The 17,273-nt window shown below is 59.9% G+C and carries 12 protein-coding genes and 2 rRNA genes (1 of these 14 only partly in view); 6 read left to right on the top strand and 8 right to left on the bottom strand.

Going from position 1 to position 17,273, the window contains the following annotated elements; translation table 11 throughout:
• Positions 1-353: 353 nt before the first annotated feature.
• Both J3P84_RS04900 and J3P84_RS04895 read left to right on the top strand, forming a co-directional pair.
• Positions 354-1,772 carry a short-chain fatty acid transporter gene (locus J3P84_RS04900; RefSeq protein WP_434601839.1) on the top strand — a complete coding sequence of 473 codons (1,419 nt, stop codon included), beginning with the start codon at positions 354-356 and terminating at the stop codon, positions 1,770-1,772.
• 111 nt (positions 1,773-1,883) lie between these two features.
• Positions 1,884-3,044: a hypothetical protein gene (locus J3P84_RS04895; RefSeq protein WP_434628304.1), complete on the top strand. Its 1,161-nt coding sequence runs from the start codon at positions 1,884-1,886 to the stop codon at positions 3,042-3,044.
• A gap of 92 nt (positions 3,045-3,136) precedes the next feature.
• On the opposite strand, the gene can is transcribed toward J3P84_RS04895, so the two are convergent.
• Entirely contained in the window at positions 3,137-3,781 is a 645-nt protein-coding gene (gene can / locus J3P84_RS04890; RefSeq protein WP_305498811.1) for a carbonate dehydratase, read from the bottom strand.
• 133 nt (positions 3,782-3,914) lie between these two features.
• Between can and J3P84_RS04885 the strand changes: the two genes are divergently transcribed.
• Positions 3,915-4,319, top strand: coding sequence for a serine kinase/phosphatase (locus tag J3P84_RS04885; RefSeq protein ID WP_434628302.1), 405 nt, complete (start codon positions 3,915-3,917; stop codon positions 4,317-4,319).
• Between the two features lie 257 nt (positions 4,320-4,576).
• On the opposite strand, the gene rimI is transcribed toward J3P84_RS04885, so the two are convergent.
• Positions 4,577-5,029, bottom strand: a complete 453-nt coding sequence (rimI, locus tag J3P84_RS04880) for a ribosomal protein S18-alanine N-acetyltransferase (protein WP_003205585.1) — start codon at positions 5,027-5,029, stop codon at positions 4,577-4,579.
• Positions 5,022-5,807 (bottom strand): energy transducer TonB, encoded by a 786-nt coding sequence (locus tag J3P84_RS04875; RefSeq protein ID WP_434628299.1) that lies wholly within the window; start codon positions 5,805-5,807, stop codon positions 5,022-5,024. Before J3P84_RS04875 ends, rimI begins: the two co-directional genes overlap by 8 nt.
• Before the next feature lie 181 nt (positions 5,808-5,988).
• Here J3P84_RS04875 and mksB point away from each other — a divergent pair, with 181 nt between their 5' ends.
• The 3 genes from mksB to mksF are packed head-to-tail and all read left to right on the top strand — an operon-like array spanning position 5,989 to position 10,797.
• Positions 5,989-7,269 carry an Mks condensin complex protein MksB gene (gene mksB, locus J3P84_RS04870; RefSeq protein WP_305498806.1) on the top strand — a complete coding sequence of 427 codons (1,281 nt, stop codon included), beginning with the start codon at positions 5,989-5,991 and terminating at the stop codon, positions 7,267-7,269.
• On the top strand, positions 7,259-7,960 hold the full coding sequence (mksE, locus tag J3P84_RS04865; protein ID WP_434558641.1) for an Mks condensin complex protein MksE: 702 nt from the start codon (positions 7,259-7,261) through the stop codon (positions 7,958-7,960). The genes mksB and mksE overlap by 11 nt, the downstream gene beginning before the upstream one ends.
• Positions 7,957-10,797, top strand: a complete 2,841-nt coding sequence (gene mksF, locus J3P84_RS04860; RefSeq protein ID WP_434628294.1) for an Mks condensin complex protein MksF — start codon at positions 7,957-7,959, stop codon at positions 10,795-10,797. Before mksE ends, mksF begins: the two co-directional genes overlap by 4 nt.
• A 195-nt stretch (positions 10,798-10,992) precedes the next feature.
• On the opposite strand, the gene J3P84_RS04855 is transcribed toward mksF, so the two are convergent.
• The 5 genes from J3P84_RS04855 to J3P84_RS04835 all read right to left on the bottom strand — a co-directional run.
• Positions 10,993-13,296 carry an MlaD family protein gene (locus tag J3P84_RS04855; protein ID WP_434628291.1) on the bottom strand — a complete coding sequence of 768 codons (2,304 nt, stop codon included), beginning with the start codon at positions 13,294-13,296 and terminating at the stop codon, positions 10,993-10,995.
• The gene (locus J3P84_RS04850; RefSeq protein WP_434571814.1) at positions 13,289-13,912 is read right to left on the bottom strand and encodes a paraquat-inducible protein A; all 624 of its coding nucleotides are present in this window, start codon (positions 13,910-13,912) and stop codon (positions 13,289-13,291) included. The genes J3P84_RS04855 and J3P84_RS04850 overlap by 8 nt, the downstream gene beginning before the upstream one ends.
• Complete coding sequence (locus J3P84_RS04845) at positions 13,899-14,558, bottom strand: paraquat-inducible protein A (protein ID WP_434571812.1); 660 nt, start codon at positions 14,556-14,558, stop codon at positions 13,899-13,901. Before J3P84_RS04845 ends, J3P84_RS04850 begins: the two co-directional genes overlap by 14 nt.
• Positions 14,559-14,706: 148 nt before the next feature.
• Positions 14,707-14,822: ribosomal RNA gene (gene rrf, locus J3P84_RS04840) — 5S ribosomal RNA — on the bottom strand.
• 164 nt (positions 14,823-14,986) lie between these two features.
• Positions 14,987-17,273, bottom strand: a 23S ribosomal RNA gene (locus J3P84_RS04835) (it continues 605 nt past the right edge of the window).

Raw genomic sequence — 17,273 nt, 5'->3', positions numbered from 1 at the left:
GACCGATTGCACCCGCCCCTCGGCGTCGAGGGTCAGCGCCAACATCTCTCGGTCCAGGCTTTCCTTGACTTGCATGATGCTCGAGAGTTCTTGGCGAAGAGCCAGCAGCTCCTGCTTGAGGCGGGTGTTGAACATGGGCATGCTCCGGCAGGCAGAGAATCTGTTGTGTTCCCATGCCATCGGCTTGGCGATTTGTTTCTGAAGAGTGCCGCTGGTCGGCCTGAAAAATAATCCAGTGGCGCTCGAACGCCGGTCCGGCTTCCACGGTCATTGGAATGTTCCACCGTTGGCGTCCGACCGCTGATGCTTCGTCGCACCAGATACCCATAACCATAAAAACCGAGGTGATTGCCGTGACCACTGACATCGAAGACAGCCGCTCCGCCCGCTTCGCATTGCGCTGCTCAAGTTTCGCCGAGCGCTGGTTTCCTGACTCCTGGGTCTTCGCCGCGCTGGCGGTGCTGGTGGTCGCAATCGCCACGCAGTTCATCGGCGCTACGCCCACGGCAGCGGCGATGGCGTTTGGCGATGGCTTCTGGAGCCTGATTCCGTTCACGATGCAAATGGCCTTCGTGGTGATTGGCGGTTACGTGGTCGCCAGTTCGCCGCCCGCCGTCAAGCTGATCGATCGCCTGGCACGGATTCCAAAAAACGGCCGCAGTGCGGTAGCTTGGGTGGCCTTGATTTCCATGGTCGCATCGCTGCTCAACTGGGGCCTGTCGCTGGTGTTCGGCGGCCTGCTGGTGCGGGCACTCGCCCGGCGCAGCGACTTGAAAATGGATTATCGCGCCGCCGGTGCCGCCGCCTATCTGGGCCTGGGCGCGGTGTGGGCGCTGGGATTGTCTTCGTCGGCCGCGCAACTGCAGGCCAACCCGGCCAGCCTGCCGCCATCGATCCTGTCCATCACGGGCGTCATTCCGTTCACCCAGACCATTTTCCTCTGGCAGTCCGGGGTGATGTTGCTGGCGCTGATCGTGATTTCGCTGATCGTCGCCTACGCCACCGCTCCAGGGCCCAACAGCGCCCGTGATGCCGCCGCCTGCGGGATCGATCCGAGCTTCAGCATGCCGGCATTGCAGCCTCGCACCCGTCCGGGAGAATGGCTGGAACACAGCCCGCTGTTGACCATCGCCCTGGTGCTGCTGGCTGCCGGCTGGCTGTTCCACGAGTTTTCGACCAAGCCTGCGATCAGTGCCATTTCCGGGCTGAACACCTACAACTTCCTGTTCATCATGCTCGGCGCATTGTTGCACTGGCGCCCGCGCAGCTTCCTCGACGCCGTGGCCCGCGCGGTGCCGACCACAACCGGGGTGTTGATCCAGTTTCCGCTGTACGGTTCGATCGCCGCGCTGCTGACCACGGTCAAGGGCAGCGACGCGCAGACGCTGGCCCACCATATCTCGACCTTTTTCGTACAGATCGCGTCGCATGACACCTACGCCTTGTTGATGGGCGTCTATTCGGCGGTGCTGGGCTTCTTCATTCCCTCGGGCGGGGGCAAGTGGATCATCGAAGCGCCCTACGTCATGCAGGTGGCCAATGACCTGAACTATCACCTGGGCTGGGCGGTGCAGATCTATAACGCCGCCGAGGCGCTGCCGAACCTGATCAATCCGTTCTACATGCTGCCGCTGCTGGGTGTCCTGGGGCTGAAGGCCAGGGATCTGATCGGTTTTTCGTTTGTACAGTTGCTGGTGCACACCCCTCTGGTGCTGGTACTGCTCTGGGCGCTGGGGACCACGCTGACCTATTTGCCGCCCGTGATGCCATAAAGCCATAAAAAAGGGCCGATATTTACATCGGCCCACTTCTTCTTCGGCTCCGTCTGTTTCAGTATGGATACACCCTGTTCAAAGGGCTCACACGCTGAAAAGGATCTGAGCATGTCCAAACTCGCCGTATTCTCTCTCGCCGCCCTGGCCTTCAGTGCCGCCGCCCATGCCGCCGACATCGATGTACAACTGGGCAGTACCGAACGTGTCACCCGTCTCTTCGCCTACCCTAACAACTGCAACGTCATCTGTTTTCGCAACTGGACGCTGGAGCAGACCGTCGAGCATTACCTGACCCAAAGCGTACAGCGCGACGGCTACGGCGCGGCCAAGGTCAGCGTCAAACGCGATAACGACATCGTCTACGCGAACATCAGCGGGGTGCCGAAAAGCTACGGCCAACCGCTGGCCGCGCTGCTCAACGCCGGAGACCTGGCGTACAACGGCGCGACGAAACTCAACAATGACAAAAAGTGGGCCTACAACTGGTACCTGTTCCTGCCCTTGGGCATGGCCCTGGAAAACCGCAAGAGCGTCGAGTTGCTGCACTTCCCGCCGGATTACTCGCTGACCCAGGCCCAGGATTACCTCGAATCGGCCACTACCGACCGCTGGGCCACGCTGCTGACCGCCAATGGCATTGCCGCCGACCAGACGCCGGCCTACCAGACGATCATCGACATCGCGCCGATCGCCGCCCCGTCCAACGCCGGCCAGGCACTGGAAGGCGTCTACGATTATTTTAACGACTACCAGACCACCATGGTCAAGCAGGTCAGCCAGAACGCAAGCGGCAATGCACTGCCGATGGTGGCCTTCGGCGCTCCGGTTCGGAACTGGATCAAGACCCAATACGGCCCGACCGTGAATGTGCTCGGCCTGGCGACCATCACACCGACAGAAGGCGTCAAGGTTCCGGTACTCGGCTCCAATCACCCCAGCTATATCTGGTACGCCGCCGACCCTGAAAGCTATGACGGTGACCAGGCCAAGGCAGATGCCGCGGGCTTGAAAGTCATGGGACAGGACCTGAGCGCCGCATGCTGGCAAGCCGGGATGGGCAGCAAGCCCGATACCGATCCGACCCAGCAACTGAGCCAATGCACGCAGACCTGGCAGGTTACCCAGAAAGAGAAGACCTGCGAGTTGTTCTATACCTCGATTCGCAAACTGACGCCGGCCGAAGCGGCGACAAAATGCGCGGCGCCGGCGATCAAGTCGCAACTTCAGCAATTGAAGGTGCCGATGCCGCTGCCAGCTGAATCAGTCTGAACCTGACGGAGCCTTCCCGCGTGAGCCTTGGCTGACGCGGGAAAGCGCCGCTGCCGTCAATCAGCGACGATGCTGATCACTGACGTCTACGCTCAGGGCGCGTCTACAGGACGCAAGCGATACTGCGGTGGCAACTGCTCGAAACCGCTGATCGTGGTGTCCAGGCTTTTCCAGCGCCCGTCCTTGATCCCATAGATGCAACCATGAATGGACAGTTTCTGCCCGCGGTGCCAGGCATTCTGGACGATGCTGGTGTGACCGACGTTCGCCACCTGCTGGATCACGTTGAGTTCACACAGGCGGTCGACCCGTTCCTCTTCGGTCGGCAATTTGGCCAACGCTTCGCGGTGCTCGTAGTACAAGTCGCGAATCGAGCGCAGCCAGCCGTCGATCAGGCCGAGCTGGCGGTCCTGCATCGAGGCACGCACGCCGCCGCAGCCGTAATGGCCGGTGACCAGGATGTGCTTGACCTTGAGCACGTCCACCGCGTACTGGATCACCGAAAGGCAGTTCAGGTCGGTGTGCAACACCACGTTGGCCACGTTACGGTGCACAAACAGATCACCAGGCAACATGCCGACGATTTCGTTGGCCGGCACTCGCGCGTCGGAGCAGCCGATCCACAGGTATTCGGGGGTTTGCTGACGAGCCAGCTTGGCGAAGAAGTCAGGATCCTCCTGCTTGATCGCATCGGCCCAGCGCGCGTTGTTATCAATCAGATCTTGTAATTCATTCATGCTGTCCAGCCTCGATAGAGAGTGCGCAACTGTGACAGACGACCGCCGGTCGAGGTCACGTCGGCAGCGCGTTGGAATTCCTGGCACCGCAGCCGGTCGACTCATAGTAAGGCCCACAGTATGAGGAATTGCCATGAATGATTCACGACGTCCCTACGATGCGGTGCAACCGGAACCCATCGACGACAACGAAGACCGCATGGGCTCGATGCGTGAGCTGGAATTCGATGACGATGAATACGAGGCCAGGATCGGCGACGAGCTGCCGGAGAACGAGCGCGAGCAACTGATACCGGACGAACGTGTGCGCGAAGCAGGCATGACGGGGGCCTCGATGGATGACCGTCAGCCGACCGACGATGATCTGAGCCCCGAGACCCTGATCCGTGATGATGGCGCCAGGGACGCCCTGGAGGCCGGTGAAGGTGAACAGGCCGATTGGGACCTGAGCGTCGTGGATGAAAATGATATCGGCGGCGGCGACGGCCTGGACGAAGCGGAAATGGCTGATATCGACCCGTTGGATGGCAAGCGCTGAACAAACTCGCCAGTCCCTTGTGGGAGCGAGCCTGCTCGCGAAAGCGCTGGGTCAGCTTGCATTGATGCTGAATGTACTGCCGTCTTCGCGAGCAGGCTCGCTCCCACATGGGTTCTGTGTCTGGCCAGGATTTGATGTACGCCGCCAGTCCCCTGTGGGAGCGAGCTTGCTCGCGATGGCGGCGGATCAGTTTGCATATATGTGGAATGTACCGCCGTCTTCGCGAGCAAGCTCGCTCCCACATGGGTCGTGGCAGTTCAGTCCACCAAGGTACAGGCCATGACCACCGCATCTTCACGCCCGCCCACCGCCGGGTAGTAATCCCGCCGCCGGCCAATCTCGTTGAAACCGTAACGCTCATACAACCGGAACGCCGTGCGATTGCTGTCGCGCACTTCCAGGAAGCATTCGCGTGCCTCCGCCTTGTAGGCAATCGACATCAAGTGTTCCAAGAGCCGCAAACCCAGGCCGCGCCCCTGGTTTTCCGGCTTGACGGTGATATTGAGCAGGTGCGCTTCATCGAGGATGATCTGCACCACGCCATGGCCAACTTGCTGCTGGCCTTCGAACATCAACCAGATCTGGTATTTGCCCAGCCCGTCGAGAAATATCCCGCGGGTCCAGGGATGGCTGTAGGCCGCGTATTCGATCTTCAGTACAGCGTCGAGGTCCGCCTCGGTCATCGGGCGGAACGATACAGCGTCACTCATTCGATTCTTTCCAGCGCGCCATCAGCCGGCGCATGGCTTGCCAGACGTCAGCCTTGTGCCGTGGCGTTTCCATTAACGATTCCAGTCCAGGCAACGCCCAGGCCGAGCCCAGGCCTTCGACCTGCAATTCACGGTTGAACGCTTCGGCATCCGCCTCGCCGGCGAACCTCACTGCCGGCAGGCCGATCAGCCACAGACACACGCACGGTTCATCTTCCAGGCGCGCCGAAACAAATCCCTGCACAAAATCCCGCGCCGCCTCCGGCCCCTGGTCCATCGTGCCGCGCGACAACAATGGCCAGCGCACCGGCTCGCCGATGATTTGCGGGCTGTCCGGCAGGCCGGCGGCACGCAGCATGTCCTTGAGCAGCAAATAGGCTGGATCGCGGCTCTGGAAGGGTTCGCCGGTGGGTAACTCCACCAGCAGCAGGCAACGCCCGGCTCGCAGCAGTTGCAGGGCGAAACGTGGCGGCGGCACCTGTGCAACCTTCACCGGGGCCGGCGCTTCGTCGACCTCTTCCACCGGTTTGGCGTTGGTCCGGGTCGAGGCCAGGCTCGGACGCGGGACTTCGACTTTCGGCCGTTCGACAGCGGGCGCCAACGGTTCGGCAACGGTCTTGGCGACGGGCGCGGCCTGGGGCGGCGCGACCTCCATCGGCTCAGGCGCTTCCAGCAGCTCGGGCCGCGACGGGGCGGCAAATGGCAATTCGGTACGCGGCAGCCAGTTGACCACCTGCATGGCGGTCAGATAGGCGCGGCGGCGGGACTCGATAAGCAAGGGTCGGCCACTTGTGGATAACTGAAAGTAGGGAGGATTCTACCGCCCTTCGGCGCGGATCGCTTCCCTGTTGAGCCGATAGTTGAGCGATACGCGACGACAGTCCGTCTCGGGGGTGAATAGCAACCGGCGCGATGCAGTACAATCGCCGCTTTTAATTGCCAACCCGACGGCCATTGCGATGATCGAACCCAAGCGCGTCTTGCGCGCCCTTGCTGAACACTGGGCATTGCTGGAACCTTTGTGCGAGCACTTCGACCAGGGCACCCTGAGCCTCAACGAACTGCGTTCACAACTGGCCGCCCAACAACTGGACAGCACGCCCCAGGACATTACCCACCTGCTGGACGTATGGATCCGCCTGGACATCCTCGTGCCGGTGGCGAAAAGCCCCAACCGTTTCGAGCTCAACGCCCAGATCCACGACTTCCTCGCCTACCTTCGCCGCGAACACCGCCTGGGCCTGTGCCTGGAAATCGAAGCCTACCTGCGCCACCTCGAGCGCCTGGCCGGTTACATCCAGGACGCTTTCGAGGTGCGCGACGGCAACGACCTGGCCCGCCAGTTGCGCTTGCTGGACATGCGCGTGCGCGACGTCCTGAAGAAGCTCGCCAACGATGAGCAGGCACTGGTGGCCGTGGCCGAACGGGCCAAGACCAGCGATCGACAAATTCCGCTGCGCCAGCGCTACGCCGAAGTACTGGCGACCTGGGACGAATACGTCGAACCGATGATCCAGCTGGTGAACGCCGACGGCGCCTTCGAGCAAGGCGTGCGCAAGGTCGAGAACGTGCTGTTGCGCATGCTCACCGAACAACAGCGCCTCGGCCACCTCGTCGACGACGACATGCTGCTGCGTACCCACGCACGCATCCTCGAAATGCAGACCAGCGCCCAATTGACCCTGCGCCACGCCCGGGAACTGCTCCTGCCGCTGCGTGAAGAGGCCCGCCGGCATAACGCCGTGACCCGTGGCGCGGCGCTGGCCCTGGCGGCCATTCGCCGCAAGGGCATCGATGCCGTGCCGCAAGCCGCCATGCCGCTGTTCACCCGGCCGCAAAGTACGTTTTTGGGCAGTGCCAGCCAGGTCGAAGCCTATGTCTATGCCCTGGCCCGTTTCGAGCCCAAACCGGCGCGCTTTCCCAAGTCCCACAAGACCCACAAGGGCGGTGAGGCACCACGGGCGCCGCGCACCGTACGCGAGATGGTCGAGCGTTGCGAAGACGCCCTGCCGATGCCGGACCTGATGAGCTGGCTGCTGGAGCAGGAACCGGACGGCGCCACCGACGAATTGCTGTACTGGTTCTCGCGCCTGTCGCGGGAAAAACGATTCAAGCGCGAGCGTCTGGAACGCCGCGATTATCACACCCACGAGCATCAGGTCAGCCTGCGCTCCTTCGCCCTGCTCTCGGCCGGCGACACCGCCGCCGAGGATTCTGCGAGCATCCCCCATGCATCTTGATCTATCCGAACTGTCCCAGCTGGCGCCGATCTTTCGCGAGCTGTTCAAGGGTTACCACGTCAGCCGCCGCGACCCGGAGCTGTACGCGCAACTGTCGAACTTCCAGGACCAGTACCGCACGCTGTTCAAGGCCCTGGGCTTCGAACTGGTGTGCGATACCCGCGGCTTCTATTACTTCGTGCCCGACCTGGCCGCCGCCGCGGTGAACAAGACTGCCCAGCGCCTGGCCCTGTTCACCTTCATCCTGGTCGAACACCTGGCCGATCAGGGTCGCGACCCGATTGCCGTGCTCGACGGTGGCAGCCTCGGCCGCGATGAGTTGCCGTCGTTGCTGGAAAAATACCGCGACCTGTTCATCCAGGCCGAAGTACAGACCCAGGAAGAGCTGGAAGAAAAAATCATGCGCCGCATGACCCAGCTGGGTTTTGCCAGCGAAGAAAACGGCGTGTATCGCTTCCTGCCGCCGATGCATCGTTTTCTCGACGTCTGCCTGTCGGTCCAGCAGGACCGCGACCTGGCCGCCAGCCTGCACAGCGTGTTGCCGCTGCCGGCGCCGGTGCTGATCGACGAAGACAGCGATGAAAAACTGCTGCAGACCGATGATCCGCTAGACCTCAGTGAATTCGACGGTGAAAGCGAAGAAGACGCACTGGCCCGCGCCATTGCCGAAGAACAGGAGACCGACGCATGAGCAAGGAACGCTACGGCATCCGCCGCTTTGCCCTTTTGAACACCGCCGGCTATAGCCTCGGCCTGTTCCCGCTGGAAGAACCGTTATCGGTTTACGGCGCGAACAACCTGGGTAAATCCGCCTCGATCAACGCCCTGCAGTTCCCGATCCTGGCGCGCATGTCGGACATGAGCTTCGGCAAGTACAGCCTGGAGCAATCCCGGCGTTTCTACTTCGCCTCGGACACCAGCTACATCCTCGTGGAAGTTGCCCTGCCCCACGGCCCGCACGTGATTGGCGTGGTCGGTCGCGGCCCTGGCGGCGGTTTCGGCCATCAGTTCTTTGCCTACGCCGGCAAACTGGACCTGGCCCACTATCAGAAAGATGACACTTGCCTGCGCCAGAAAGAGCTGTTCACCAACCTGGAGCGCGAAGGCCTGAAGGCCTATGAACTCAAGCCGGATGAACTGCGTCGTCTGCTGGTCGGCGGACACACCTCGATCCCCCTGGACCTGACGCTGATCCCGCTGCGCTCCACCAGCGAGCAAAGCCTCAAGACCTTCCGCGCGTTGTTCATCAACCTGCTGCACATGCGCGAAATCACCGCCGCCAAGCTCAAGCAACTGTTCCTCGATGCCTTCGAGCACAGCCTGCGCTCCGGCAGCGTGGACTACATAGCCGCGTGCGAAGAAGCCTTCCGCGATGTGCGACGCATGGAACAGGACTACAACTCCCTGGTGGCGGCCGGCCCGTTGGTGGAAGCCTTGGCCAACGGCGTGAAGCAGCGCGATATCCTGCGCGGCAAACTGCATCGCCTGTCGCCATTGCTCGACTCGCTGCTGGGCACCTGGTCGGACTATGCGAGTGCGCGCAAGGAAGAGCTGACCATCCAGGCCGAGCACTACCGCAACGAGCAGGATTCGCTGCAGAACGACCAGCGCGGCGGCACCCAGGAGCTGATGCGCCTGGAGCGTGAAATCAGCGGCATCCAGCGCTGGCTCGGCGAACTGTCGGTGCTCAAGCATCGCTTTGCCCTGGTGGACGACGTCAAGGTCCTGGAGCAGCAACTGCTCGCCGCCAAAGACGCCCACGACGAACTGGCCGGCGCTCTGGCTCAGTCCCGGCAGTTCAGCGCCGAAGACCTGGAAGAGCGCCTGCGGGATCTGGAAAAACGCCTGAAGTCGGTCAAGCAGCAACTCGATCACGCCGACAACAACAGCTACGCCCGCCTGCGCGAAGAATTCTCCCAGCAGGACGTCGAGCGCCTGATGCGCCTGTTCAACAGCGCTTTGTTCAGCCTGCCGCTGGGCGAACACGGGATCGCGCTGGACGAGAATGGCGAGTGGGTCAAATCCATGGAGCTGATTCTCGACGGCTTCAGGGGCGAGCGCTTCGAAGTGCCCGGCCTGTCCATCGACCTGTCCCACATCGAACCGCCGGCCCTGCAAGCGCTTGCCGACCGCGCCGCGCTGCGCGATCAGAAAGAGCGTCTGGAAAAAGAGCTCAAGCAGCTCAAGACCCAACAAGCCGTGGCCGCCGACCGTGCCGCGAGCAAGACCCAGACCGAAGCGCTGTACCAGCAGGTGCTGGATGCGCAGAAAGCCCTGGAGGATTTCCGTCGCACCCAGACCTTGAGCGCCGAGGAAGGCGAGAAACTCGAGCAACTGGCGCAGATGGAAGCCGCCCAGGACGAACTCAAGCGCTCCAGCGATGCCTTCACCGAGCGGGTCCAGCAATTGTCCGCCAAGTTGCAACTGGTGGGCCGGCAGATCGCCGACATGGAAGCCAAGCAACGCACCCTCGACGATGCCCTGCGCCGTCGTCAGTTGCTGCCGGCGGACCTGCCGTTCGGTACACCGTTCATGGACCCGGTCGACGACTCCATGGACAACCTGTTGCCGCTGCTCAACGATTATCAGGACAGTTGGCAGGGCCTGTTACGGGTCGATGGCCAGATCGAAGCGCTGTACGCCCAGGTGCGCCTCAAGGGCGTGGCCAAGTTCGACAGCGAAGACGACATGGAGCGCCGCCTGCAACTGCTGATCAACGCCTATGCCCACCGCACCGACGAAGCCCTGACCCTGGGCAAGGCGCGCCGTGCGGCCGTCACCGACATCGCCCGGACCTTGCGTAACATCCGCAGCGACTACGACAGCCTCGAACACCAGTTGGCGCTGTTCAACCGCGAGATCAACAAGCGCCAGGTGTCCAACCTGCAAAGCTTCCGCATCGTCCTGGCGCCGAACAAGGAAGCGCTCAAGCACATCGACCAGATCATCCACAGCGCCGGCCAGTACGAGGAAGGCGAGACGCTGTCGGTGTTCGACCTGAGCCAGAGCGCCGAGCAGGACAACAAGAACGAAGAAGCCAAGGAATACCTGGCGCGGCTGGTGGCGGCAAACCACAACCAGCTCGGCCTCAAGGACCTGTTCGAACTGGCGTTCGAGATCACCAAGGTCAACGGTCAGCCGGTGATCCACACCGACATCGACGGCGCGGCGTCCAACGGCACCACCATGACCATCAAGGCGCTGACCAACATGTACTTGTTGCTGCACCTGATGGACCGCGAACAGGCCGGCCGTGTGCGTCTGCCGTATTACCTGGACGAAGCGGCGGACATCGACGAAAAGAACCAGGCAGCGCTGCTGGAAACCAGCTTGCAACTGGGCTTCGTGCCGATCCTCGCCAGTGTGAAGCCGCAGGTCTGCGCCAGTGTCGCCATCGACCTGGAAGGCGGCAGCGGCCCGAACGGCATCTACATCGACGAGGCGGACTGGAAGTACATCCGTCGTCACGATGCGGTGAAAGCCACGGTGAACGTCCAGGCCGATGAGCCGGAGCTGGATCCGGTCTGAGGTGAATAGCCGGGTATGAAAAAGGCCGCGATCCATTGGATCGCGGCCTTTTTTGTTATCGCATACTCCGTGGCGAGGGAGCTTGCTCCCGCTCGACTGCGCAGCGGTCGCAGGCTTTGGGGCCGCTACGCCCGAAGCGTCGGACCGGCCCAGCGGGAGCAAGCTCCCTCGCCACAGGTGTCACATCCTATAAGCTCACTTGCCGAGCGCGATCTTCGGCGCCCAGGTCAGCCACTCATCTTCAAACTTGTCGAACAGCGGGAACGTCTGCTGCGGTCGCGCCGGGTTGCCCATCCGCTCGCCGTCCGGTGTCGCAAAAGCGATACCGCCCTGGATCAGTGTCTCCAACGACTCGGTCCGCACCGTCGCGCCCTTGAACAGGCCGAAGTCCAGGCCAAAACCGCTGCTGTTCCAGAAGCGAGTACCACTGCGCACCAACGGCGCATACTTGGGCTCGATCAGGATATGGACCAGCACCCGGTCCGCCGTCTGGCCCAATTCATATCCCGTGACTTTACCCACCGTCACCTCGCGATAGGTCACCGGCACGCCAATCTTCAACGAACCACGGCGCGCCGCACTCAATACCAGGCTCAAACCAGCCTCCGGAACCGCGCTTTCGGGTGGTTCGGCCAACGCAACAAAGCTTTTCTGTGGACCCTGGCTTTTCACAGCGGGCTGCACTTCAATGTATTGACCGGTCACCAGGGTTTCCAGGTTCGACGTCTTCATCAACCCCAGCTCTGGCTTGACCACCCAGAACTGGGTCCCGACGCGGGCGATACGCTCCGGCACTTCGGTGATACGCGCGGTGACCAGCACCGACTGCATGTCGGCGCTGAGATCGACGTTCTCGATCTTGCCCACATCCAGCCCCTTGAAACGGATCGGCGTACCGCTGCGCAAGCCGTCGGCGCGATCGACCTTGATCGTCACGACCGTGCCGTTCTGCTGTGCCGCTTCGCGGTCTTCATGCAGGCGAAACCGAGGGATGCGTCTTTTCAACGGTACATTCGGCTCCGGCGTCTCGAAGGCGATCCCGCCGGCCATCAGGCTCTGCAGGGACTCGCTCTTGACCTGTATTCCGCCAGTCAGACCGCCCGTGAGGGTGACGCCGCTGGCGTTCCAGAATCGCGTCGAACCGTTCACCAGCCCTTCGTATTCCTTCTCGATGTGCACACCGATGATCAACTGTTTTTTCTTGCGGGAGAATTGGTAGCTCTGCACCGAGCCGACCTTGACCTGCTTGTAGAGAATCGGACTGCCGACTTCCAGCGATCCCAGATTCTCAGTCAGCAGCACCAGGTGCAGGCCAGGGGAACGCAGGTCCAATGGCGGAGCCTTCGCCCTGGCTTCGAATTCGCGCTGCGGCGCCGCGCCCTTGTCGCCCGGGCGCACGGCGATGTAGTTACCCTTGACCAGCGCTTCGAGGCCAGTGATACCCGCAAGGGAAATCGATGGCTTGACGACCCAGAACTGAGTGCCGGTCACCAGGTAGTCCTCGGCCAAAGGATCAAGGGTCAGCTCGGCGCTGGCGCTGGACAAGTCGGGGTCGACCTTCAACGTCTTCAGGCTACCAACCTGGATACCTTTGTACATGACCGGCGTGCGCCCCGCCTGTAACCCTTCGAAATCGCTGAGCTTGACCTTTACCCGGATCCCGGCGGCGGCTGCATCGAAGTCTTCGTACAGACGAAACGGTAGGCTTGGGTCCGTGGGCGGGCTGTCCTTGCGGTTCTCCGGCGTGGCGAACGCGATACCGCCGGCCACGATACTGGCCAGTGATTCACTGCGTACTTTGACGCCCGATAGGTTGGCATCGATGCTAATGCCACTGGCGTTCCAGAATCGTGTGTGTTTGCGAACCAGGCTGGCGTAGGTCGGCTCGATGAAGACTTTGACCTCGACTGTGCGCTGATCTTCGGACAGGGAATAACTTTTCACCTGGCCAACTTGAATCTGTTTGTAGAAAACCGGGCTGCCACGGTCCAGGGAACCCAGGCGCTCAGCCTTGATCGTCAGGTGCAAACCTGGTTTGGCGTCCGATAGCGGCGGCTCTTCGGCCAAGGCCTTGAACTTGCGTGTCGACTCGCCTTCCCCCGGGCTTATGGCCACGTAATTGCCTGATACCAGCGTCTCCAGTCCGGTGATCCCGGCCAGGCTCACACTCGGCTTGACCAGCCAGAAACGTGTGCCGGTCTTGAGGTATTGCTCGACGTCCTTGTTCATTTCGACGGTCGCGATAACGCCTTTCGAGCTGCCCTCGTCATCAAGCGTAAGGTCCTTTACCTTGCCCACCGTCATGCCTTTATAGACGATCTCGGTCTTGTTGACCTGAATGCCCTCACCGCTTTCAAAACGTACGCTGATCTCGATCCCGGTCTCGTTATAAGCCCGCCAGCCGAGCCAACCGCCGATGATCAAGGCAATCAACGGCAAGACCCAGATGGCCGACCAGTTCGAAGCCGGTCGGGTTTTAGCAGTAGGCAAATCAGTCATGGTCGTCATCCGACTCCGTGTTATCCCAAATCAGTCGGGGATCGAAGGTAACTGCGGCAATCATTGTCAAAATCACTACGCTGGCAAAGGCGATGGCACCGAGACCGGCTTCAACACTGGCAAGCCGCCCGAAATTGACCACCGCCACCAGGATTGCGATTACGAAAATGTCCAGCATCGACCAGCGGCCGATGAACTCAATGAAGCGATACATGAGGATGCGCTGACGCGCGGACATTGGCTGGTGCCGTTGCACCGAAAACAACAACAAGGCGAGCCCCACCAGCTTGAAAGTGGGCACGACGATACTGGCAACAAACACCACCGCGGCAATAGGGATCATGCCGTGCTGAACCAGCTCGATGACGCCGGCCATTATGGTGCTGGGCGATCCCTGGCCCAGCGAATTGATGGTCATGATCGGCAGCATATTGGCCGGAATATAGAGAATCGCGGCCGTGATCAATAATGCCCAGGTCCGCATGAGGCTGTTCGGACGACGGGGATGGATGCGTGCGCCACAACGGGAGCAGGTCTGTTTGTCAGCGCCTGCATCCTGCCGATTCAACTCGTGACATTCGACGCAGATCAGAATGCCCGCATCAATCGCCCGCATGAGAATCCTCTCCTGACAGCGCCTGCCAGATCTGATGCGGTGACATCACCACTTCCAGCCAGACCTGAACCAGCAACAAGCTGACAAAACACACCAGGCCCAGGCCCACGGTAATAGCCGCCATGTCGGCAAGTTTGACGATGGCAACCAGCACGCCCATGAAATAGACCTCGAGCATCCCCCAATCCCTTAAGTGATGGTAAGTGCGGTACAACAACAAGCCGTAACTTCGCCCGACGTTCCAGCGAATGGTCAGCAGCACAATCAGCTGACAGAGCAACTTGAGCAGCGGAATCCCCATGCTGCACAGGAACACCACCACCGATACACCGTGCATACCGGTATTGAACAGCCCGACCACGCCACTCCAGACGGTGTCCTGGGACGACTGTCCGAGCAGATTGAGCTGCATGATGGGTAAAAAGTTCGCCGGCACAAACAACAGCAAAGCGGCAACTACCAGGGCGAGGCTACGTTCGACCACGTTATGTCGGTGGGCATAAAGTTCGTATCCACAGCGGGGGCATTCGGCTTTTTCGCCGTGGGCCAGCTGTGGCTTGCGCATCAACAAGTCGCATTCATGACACGCCACCAGACCGTCCAAGGGTAGATCTGACAACCTATCGATGTCTGACGGATCGGGCATATAGCGCTCTGGCTCAACTAAGGTGGGGCTATTCTAGTGCTCCAGCTCGAAAATAACTGCGCAAATTTACCACGAGCTTCGGCCGGTTTTATTACAGATAAAAACAAAACCCCTACCTGCGTCAGCAGATAGGGGTTTCGGAATTTAATCTTGACGATGACCTACTCTCACATGGGGAAACCCCACACTACCATCGGCGATGCATCGTTTCACTTCTGAGTTCGGGATGGGATCAGGTGGTTCCAATGCTCTATGGTCGTCAAGAAATTCGGTAGCCAGTGCGTGCCTTGCGGTCACGTTCCAGCGAATGGGTATGCGATAGTTTGTGGGTTTTGACTCGAACTTTCGGTTCATCTCGTCTTCACACACCGCAATCTGGCGCCTTTCTCCGTTTCCAGAGCAGGATCAGCAAATTGCTTGGGTGTTATATGGTCAAGCCTCACGGGCAATTAGTACAGGTTAGCTCAACGCCTCACAGCGCTTACACACCCTGCCTATCAACGTCGTAGTCTTCGACGGCCCTTCAGGGGACTCAAGGTCCCAGTGAGATCTCATCTTGAGGCAAGTTTCCCGCTTAGATGCTTTCAGCGGTTATCTTTTCCGAACATAGCTACCCGGCAATGCCACTGGCGTGACAACCGGAACACCAGAGGTTCGTCCACTCCGGTCCTCTCGTACTAGGAGCAGCCCCTCTCAAATCTCAAACGTCCACGGCAGATAGGGACCGAACTGTCTCACGACGTTCTAAACCCAGCTCGCGTACCACTTTAAATGGCGAACAGCCATACCCTTGGGACCGGCTTCAGCCCCAGGATGTGATGAGCCGACATCGAGGTGCCAAACACCGCCGTCGATATGAACTCTTGGGCGGTATCAGCCTGTTATCCCCGGAGTACCTTTTATCCGTTGAGCGATGGCCCTTCCATACAGAACCACCGGATCACTAAGACCTACTTTCGTACCTGCTCGACGTGTCTGTCTCGCAGTCAAGCGCGCTTTTGCCTTTATACTCTACGACCGATTTCCGACCGGTCTGAGCGCACCTTCGTACTCCTCCGTTACTCTTTAGGAGGAGACCGCCCCAGTCAAACTACCCACCATACACTGTCCTCGATCCGGATAACGGACCTGAGTTAGAACCTCAAAGTTGCCAGGGTGGTATTTCAAGGATGGCTCCACGCAGACTGGCGTCCACGCTTCAAAGCCTCCCACCTATCCTACACAAGCAAATTCAAAGTCCAGTGCAAAGCTATAGTAAAGGTTCACGGGGTCTTTCCGTCTAGCCGCGGATACACTGCATCTTCACAGCGATTTCAATTTCACTGAGTCTCGGGTGGAGACAGCGCCGCCATCGTTACGCCATTCGTGCAGGTCGGAACTTACCCGACAAGGAATTTCGCTACCTTAGGACCGTTATAGTTACGGCCGCCGTTTACCGGGGCTTCGATCAAGAGCTTCGCGTTAGCTAACCCCATCAATTAACCTTCCGGCACCGGGCAGGCGTCACACCCTATACGTCCACTTTCGTGTTTGCAGAGTGCTGTGTTTTTAATAAACAGTCGCAGCGGCCTGGTATCTTCGACCGGCGTGGGCTTACGCAGCAAGTGCTTCACCCTCACCGGCGCACCTTCTCCCGAAGTTACGGTGCCATTTTGCCTAGTTCCTTCACCCGAGTTCTCTCAAGCGCCTTGGTATTCTCTACCCAACCACCTGTGTCGGTTTGGGGTACGGTTCCTGGTTACCTGAAGCTTAGAAGCTTTTCTTGGAAGCATGGCATCAACCACTTCGTCACCCAAAGGGTAACTCGTCATCAGCTCTCGGCCTTAAGATCCCGGATTTACCTAAGATCTCAGCCTACCACCTTAAACTTGGACAACCAACGCCAAGCTGGCCTAGCCTTCTCCGTCCCTCCATCGCAATAACCAGAAGTACAGGAATATTAACCTGTTTTCCATCGACTACGCTTTTCAGCCTCGCCTTAGGGACCGACTAACCCTGCGTCGATTAACGTTGCGCAGGAAACCTTGGTCTTTCGGCGTGGGTGTTTTTCACACCCATTGTCGTTACTCATGTCAGCATTCGCACTTCTGATACCTCCAGCAAGCTTCTCAACTCACCTTCACAGGCTTACAGAACGCTCCTCTACCGCATCACTTGCGTGATACCCGTAGCTTCGGTGTATGGTTTGAGCCCCGTTACATCTTCCGCGCAGGCCGACTCGACTAGTGAGCTATTACGCTTTCTTTAAAGGGTGGCTGCTTCTAAGCCAACCTCCTAGCTGTCTAAGCCTTCCCACATCGTTTCCCACTTAACCATAACTTTGGGACCTTAGCTGACGGTCTGGGTTGTTTCCCTTTTCACGACGGACGTTAGCACCCGCCGTGTGTCTCCCATGCTCGGCACTTGTAGGTATTCGGAGTTTGCATCGGTTTGGTAAGTCGGGATGACCCCCTAGCCGAAACAGTGCTCTACCCCCTACAGTGATACATGAGGCGCTACCTAAATAGCTTTCGAGGAGAACCAGCTATCTCCGAGCTTGATTAGCCTTTCACTCCGATCCACAGGTCATCCGCTAACTTTTCAACGGTAGTCGGTTCGGTCCTCCAGTCAGTGTTACCTAACCTTCAACCTGCCCATGGATAGATCGCCCGGTTTCGGGTCTATTCCCAGCGACTAGACGCCCTATTAAGACTCGCTTTCGCTACGCCTCCCCTA

Origin of the sequence: Pseudomonas sp. Z1-29 (assembly GCF_051131995.1) — a bacterium.
In the GTDB taxonomy this organism is placed as follows: Bacteria; Pseudomonadota; Gammaproteobacteria; order Pseudomonadales; family Pseudomonadaceae; genus Aquipseudomonas.
Note: the sequence above shows the minus strand (reverse complement) of the source record. Positions and strands in the feature narration are given on the sequence as shown.

Coding starts and splice junctions, on each gene's coding strand:
- J3P84_RS04855 (WP_434628291.1), bottom strand. CDS start 13,296: ATGACTGATTTGCCTACTGCTAAAACCCGACCGGCTTCGAACTGGTCG.
- J3P84_RS04845 (WP_434571812.1), bottom strand. CDS start 14,558: ATGCCCGATCCGTCAGACATCGATAGGTTGTCAGATCTACCCTTGGAC.
- mksE (WP_434558641.1), top strand. CDS start 7,259: ATGCATCTTGATCTATCCGAACTGTCCCAGCTGGCGCCGATCTTTCGC.
- J3P84_RS04850 (WP_434571814.1), bottom strand. CDS start 13,912: ATGCGGGCGATTGATGCGGGCATTCTGATCTGCGTCGAATGTCACGAG.
- can (WP_305498811.1), bottom strand. CDS start 3,781: ATGAATGAATTACAAGATCTGATTGATAACAACGCGCGCTGGGCCGAT.
- rimI (WP_003205585.1), bottom strand. CDS start 5,029: ATGAGTGACGCTGTATCGTTCCGCCCGATGACCGAGGCGGACCTCGAC.
- mksB (WP_305498806.1), top strand. CDS start 5,989: ATGATCGAACCCAAGCGCGTCTTGCGCGCCCTTGCTGAACACTGGGCA.
- J3P84_RS04885 (WP_434628302.1), top strand. CDS start 3,915: ATGAATGATTCACGACGTCCCTACGATGCGGTGCAACCGGAACCCATC.
- J3P84_RS04895 (WP_434628304.1), top strand. CDS start 1,884: ATGTCCAAACTCGCCGTATTCTCTCTCGCCGCCCTGGCCTTCAGTGCC.
- mksF (WP_434628294.1), top strand. CDS start 7,957: ATGAGCAAGGAACGCTACGGCATCCGCCGCTTTGCCCTTTTGAACACC.